Annotated in this window: 6 protein-coding genes; 1 reads left to right on the forward strand and 5 read right to left on the reverse strand. The window is 50.5% G+C overall.

Annotated features, from left to right (window positions below; translation table 11 throughout):
* On the forward strand, positions 1-433 hold a 433-nt coding region (locus ABYW01_RS13220; protein WP_372833432.1), incomplete at its 5' end, for a hypothetical protein.
* Positions 434-645: 212 nt separating this feature from the next.
* Here the strand turns inward: ABYW01_RS13220 and nfo are convergent.
* From nfo to thrC, 5 genes are all read right to left on the reverse strand, one after another.
* The gene (nfo, locus tag ABYW01_RS13225; RefSeq protein WP_372833433.1) at positions 646-1,497 is read right to left on the reverse strand and encodes a deoxyribonuclease IV; all 852 of its coding nucleotides are present in this window, start codon (positions 1,495-1,497) and stop codon (positions 646-648) included.
* Between the two features lie 2 nt (positions 1,498-1,499).
* Positions 1,500-1,688, reverse strand: coding sequence for a hypothetical protein (locus ABYW01_RS13230; protein ID WP_372833435.1), 189 nt, complete (start codon positions 1,686-1,688; stop codon positions 1,500-1,502).
* Between the two features lie 24 nt (positions 1,689-1,712).
* A complete protein-coding gene (gene recJ / locus ABYW01_RS13235; protein ID WP_372833438.1) occupies positions 1,713-3,446 on the reverse strand; it encodes a single-stranded-DNA-specific exonuclease RecJ in 1,734 nt (577 codons plus the stop codon).
* Positions 3,443-4,225: a YdcF family protein gene (locus tag ABYW01_RS13240; RefSeq protein ID WP_372833440.1), complete on the reverse strand. Its 783-nt coding sequence runs from the start codon at positions 4,223-4,225 to the stop codon at positions 3,443-3,445. Before ABYW01_RS13240 ends, recJ begins: the two co-directional genes overlap by 4 nt.
* Before the next feature lie 50 nt (positions 4,226-4,275).
* Positions 4,276-5,314, reverse strand: a 1,039-nt coding sequence (thrC, locus tag ABYW01_RS13245; protein ID WP_372833443.1) for a threonine synthase, incomplete at its 5' end; no start/stop codon positions are given.

Genomic DNA, 5,314 nt, shown 5'->3' on the forward strand with positions numbered 1-5,314 from the left:
ACCAGAAACTTACGTACAGTGGTTCCACTTAACCCCTAATGCTGTTCTCTTGGATCAATCCAAACACAAAGCGACCTTCTTCATCCCCGAAATTGAGCGCCACTTGACGGTTATTGATCTGACCTCCAGTACAGATATTTCCATTAAAAGAGGACTGGAAGAGAAGGAAATACAGGGTTGGTATAGTAGAAAACTATGGGAATTCAAACCAAATTACGCAATAGGATTAGCTAAAAAGGCACGGCAACACCATTTCAAAACCCTATTCCTATTACACGAAGACGAAGAGCCTCCCGCTGTCAAAACACGTAACGTAGTTCATTTCAGTAAGTTCTGTCTGCAGATTGATAATGCGATTGAGGGGTACCAGCTGAGTAATGGATTACTATCAGAATGCAGCCAAGAGCTGAGTAATAACGATACTATACAGTGAAATGTGACTCATCGGCGCCAGTCGAATAGCTACTGACAATTTGGAATGTAACTGTCAGGCCTCCATTAAATGCATTGACATACAAAGATTGTGCAGCCGTGCACTCTTCTCTTAAGCATAGGTATTCAGACCTGATTTGACAGTTACCCTCAGCTTGAGGTGTAATTCTCAGGTCAAGTCTGAATTGCACAGACTATCTGAAGGTAGGCGTATTATTTTTCCATGCCTCTTAATGACTGAATTTCAGCAGACCAGATAGACTCATCAATCGTTTCAAGTACCATCGGTATACCTCGGAATCGTTCATCACGCATGATATAGTGGAATACATCCCAGCCAATCTCACCCTGACCTAGACTATGATGACGATCCAGCCTTGATGCCAGCGCCCCTTTAGAATCATTCAAGTGCATACCGCACAAATATTGAAAGCCGACTATATTCTCGAATTGGGCGAAGGTTTCTGCACACGCCTTTTCATCTCCCAGGTCATAACCTGCGGAAAATGTATGGCAAGTATCGAGACATACCCCAATCCGGCTTTTGTCCTCCACCTGATCGATAATCTCGGCGAGCTGCTCAAATGTATGCCCAAGATTACTTCCCTGACCGGCGGTGTTTTCGATCACCGCCGTGACACCCTGAGTCTGATCCAGTGCCCAATTGATCGAGTCGGCGATTTTCGCCAGACACTCGGCTTCGGGGATCTTGCGCAGATGGCTACCGGGATGGAAGTTAAGGTACTTCAGTCCCAACTGTTCACAGCGGCGAATCTCATCCAAAAATGCGTGACGGGACTTCTCCAGCGCCTCCCTCTCTGGATGACCCAGATTGATCAGGTAGGAATCGTGCGGCAAAATTTGCTCTGGCGTAAAACCTAAGCGATCGCAGTTTTCCTTGAAAGCCGCGATGTTCTTGGCGGTCAGCGGTTTCGCTTCCCAGCGGCGCTGGTTCTTAGTAAACAGCGCAAAAGCAGTTGCGCCAATTTTGGCTGCATTCAGTGGCGCGTTTTCAACGCCACCGGCGGCACTGACGTGCGCACCGATGTAGTATGGTTTGCTCATAGTTACAGCTTGCAAGCACCGCCCAGACAATCATCAAAATCCATGCTTTCCAATTCCTGACGTTCAGCATGTGCCTTTTTAATTTGAGCTAACAGTTCACCTTCACCCTCGTCTCCCACTGTGTCTTCAACACCAGCACGCGCAAATACGGCCAACAGGATTTCCAGTTCATTCAGGGTCAGATCTTTCATTTACAGTTTTTCTTCCTAGGTGGTTTAAACGGGCAACAGTTGATCAACAATCAGTTGTACACTGCGCTGCCCTCGAAATTCATTAATATCCAGGCGATATACAACGCGCACCCTTGCCACGCTGTCATTTGGCCAAAGCTCCAGATCAGCGTTGAACTTGATAGCGTCGACCGCAAGCCCGGATGCGGGATCCATTAAGACCATTTTCAGATGTTTTTGCCCGACCAATCGCTGTTGCAACAACGCAAACTCACCATCAAACAGCGGTTCAGGAAATTGGTGCCCCCAAGGCCCGGCTTCCCGCAGCATCTCTGCCATCTCGATTGAGATCTCCGCTGCAAGCAAGCTTCCATCGGTCAATACAGTTTCCTGCAGATCAGCCTCGGACAGCTGGCGCCGAACTTCCCGATCAAATGCCTCGGAAAACTTTTGATAATCAGTGGCTTTCAACGTCATGCCTGCGGCCATTGCGTGGCCACCAAACTTACTTAACAAGCCAGGATTCTCAGCGGCAATCGCATCTAATCCATCGCGGACATGGAAGCCGCTGATAGAACGGGCAGAGCCTTTTATTTCGCCTTCATCGCCGGGCGCAAACGCAATCACCGGCCGATGCATACGCTCTTTAATACGCGATGCGAGAATACCAATAACACCCTGATGCCAGCTCTCATCATACAGACAAACTCCGTAAGGAAACGCCTCAGATTCTATCTTAAGATCATCCAATAACGTAACCGCGTGCTGCTGCATTTCATCTTCAATGCCACGTCGATCTCTGTTGAGTTGATCTAGTGTAGCTGCAAGTTTGCGCGCTTGCTCAGCATCTTCGGTGATGAGACATTCAATGCCAATTGAGATATCTTCAAGACGACCAGCAGCATTGAGCCGGGGTGCAATCGCAAATCCCAGATCAGACGCGACCAGTTTATGACGCTGCCGTCCTGCCACATCCAGCAAGGCCAATATCCCCGGACGCGCATACCCCGCTCGAATTCGCTGCAACCCCTGATGCACCAGAATACGGTTGTTCTGCTCCAACGGCACCACATCCGCCACCGTGCCTAATGCCACAAGATCCAGCAGGTCTGCCAAATTGGGTGCCTGAATCTGTTGTTCAGCAAACCAATTAATTTGCTGCAGCGCTCGGCGTAGCGCGATCATCACGTAAAAAATAACACCGACACCACAGGTGGATTTTGCGGGAAAGCTACAGGCGGGTTGATTGGGATTCACGATGGCACAGGCCTCGGGTAACTCCGAACCGGGAAGGTGATGATCCGTCACCAGCACATCAATGCCATATTCAGCCGCGCGCTGAACACCCGACAAACTTGAAATGCCGTTATCCACAGTGATCAGGAGCTGCGGCTGACGCTCGCGTGCGACGTCGACGATTTCAGCGCTGAGTCCGTAACCGTAATCAAAGCGATTCGGCACCAGGTAATCGACCGAGTGGAAGCCCATGCGCCGCAAGGCCAACAACGCAACAGCGGTGCTGGTCGCCCCATCACAGTCAAAATCACCGACGATCAGTATCTTGTCCTGCTGCTGGATCGCCTTCACCAGACGCGCGACCGCTTCCTCAATACCTTTTAAGCCCGCGTCGGGTAAAAGCGCTTTTAAGTTACGCCCCAGATCATCCAGATCATGTACGCCACGCGTCGCGTAAATTCGCGCCAACACCGAATTGACCTGATTGAACACTGGCAGATCTTGGGGCGGTTCCGGACGACGGCAAATATTAAGCTCTTTCATCGATCAGGCTTCCTATCAGGCAACAGTTGGTCGGTTTTGTCGGTCAGGTAGTACGCGATGATTCCGATCCACTCACGTACAGCCGTCGTCAAGTCACGCATATTGCGCCAGAACTGCACGGAGATACGGTCTCCGCTGATACGATAATCCACAGCATAAGGCACCACATCCCAACCCTGCTTACGGAAAACAGCAACGGAACGTGGCATATGAAAAGCAGAGGTCACTAACAGCCACCGCCCCGCATCTGGATCCACCTTATCGGCACTATAAATTGCATTCTCAAAGGTATTGCGAGACTCACGCTCCACAATCAGGTGCGATGCTAAGCCAAGTGATTTCAGCCATTGCTCAACAACATCAGCCCCCCGGTAAGCCTGATTGATAATTGAACTGCTGCCACCGGTTATAACGACAGGAACATCCGGATATCGCTGCATCAGTTCGGGAATCACCATCACCCGTTCAGCCGCCGAGTTCATATGAGGTTGCCCGTGAACAGCAGATAGCGTAGCCTCCTCTGCGCCGCCGAGCACGATCACTCCTGCCACTTGGTCAGGTGGCTCTACTTGCGCAAAATGATTTTCCAGAGGCGATAGCAATAAGTTACCCACAGGATAGATCGCCACTAACAGCAGAAGTCCCACAGAGACTGTACTTAACCACAGCCCACTGCGACGTCCTGCCCAGGCCATCAACAAGCCCAACAGCAAAAGAAAGTGATCCGGGCTGGCTAAGGCCCAGAGTATCTTGGAGAGGTAAAGAAACAGATCCTGCATAGACAAAAAAGGCCCGACGAATGCGGGCCTTTCCAGATCAAATCGATCTATCAGTTCGTATGAACATGTCCCGCAATAAACTGCTGAACAGTTTGCAGGTCATTATCCAGTACTTCAACGCGTTCTTCACGCTCAAACAGATCCGTCATATGCGGCGGCAGCTGAGGTGATTCCAGACCGGCTTTCACGACAGGCTCAGGGAACTTAACCGGATGCGCTGTTGCCAGCGTGATCATAGGTACGCTCTGATCACGGTTGCATTCACGGCCCGCTTTGACACCAATCGCCGTGTGCGGATCCAGCAGGTAACTGGTTTCAGCAAACACATCTTTGATCACGTCACAGGTGGTTTCGTCGTCAACCGCACAGCTGTCGAACAGTTCACGCACCTTATCCCAGTTGCCATCTTCCAACTGCACAGACTCAGACTTGAAGCGATCCATAAGATCAGCAATGGCCTGACCGTCGCGACCGTATACATCAAACAGCATACGCTCAAAGTTAGAGGACACCATGATGTCCATAGACGGAGACAGCGTATGAACCAGCTCACCTTTAGACATATCGTTACCGGAGATAACACGGTGCAGAATGTCGTTACGGTTCGTTGCCACAACCAGCTGCTGAATAGGCAGACCCATCTGCTTCGCCAGATAACCCGCGAAGATATCGCCGAAGTTACCCGTTGGCACAGAGAAGGAAACCGGACGATGTGGACCACCCAGCGCCAGTGATGCGGAGAAGTAGTAAACGATCTGGGACATAATACGTGCCCAGTTGATCGAGTTTACCGCACCCAGCTTCATACCTTTCAGGAAGTCCTGATTTGCAAAGCTGTCTTTGACCATCTGCTGACAGTCATCGAAGTTGCCTTCCAACGCCACGTTGAAAACATTGTCTTCCAGAATAGTGGTCATCTGGCGACGCTGTACTTCAGACACGCGGTTATGCGGATGCAGGATAAAGATATCCAGATGATCGCTGTGACGACAGCCTTCAATCGCTGCAGAACCGGTATCACCGGAGGTTGCCCCCATGATCACCAGACGCTCCTGGCGTTTGCTCAGCGCATAATCCATCAGACGACCC

The organism is Pontibacterium sp., from assembly GCF_041587635.1.
GTDB lineage: Bacteria > Pseudomonadota > Gammaproteobacteria > Pseudomonadales > Balneatricaceae > Pontibacterium.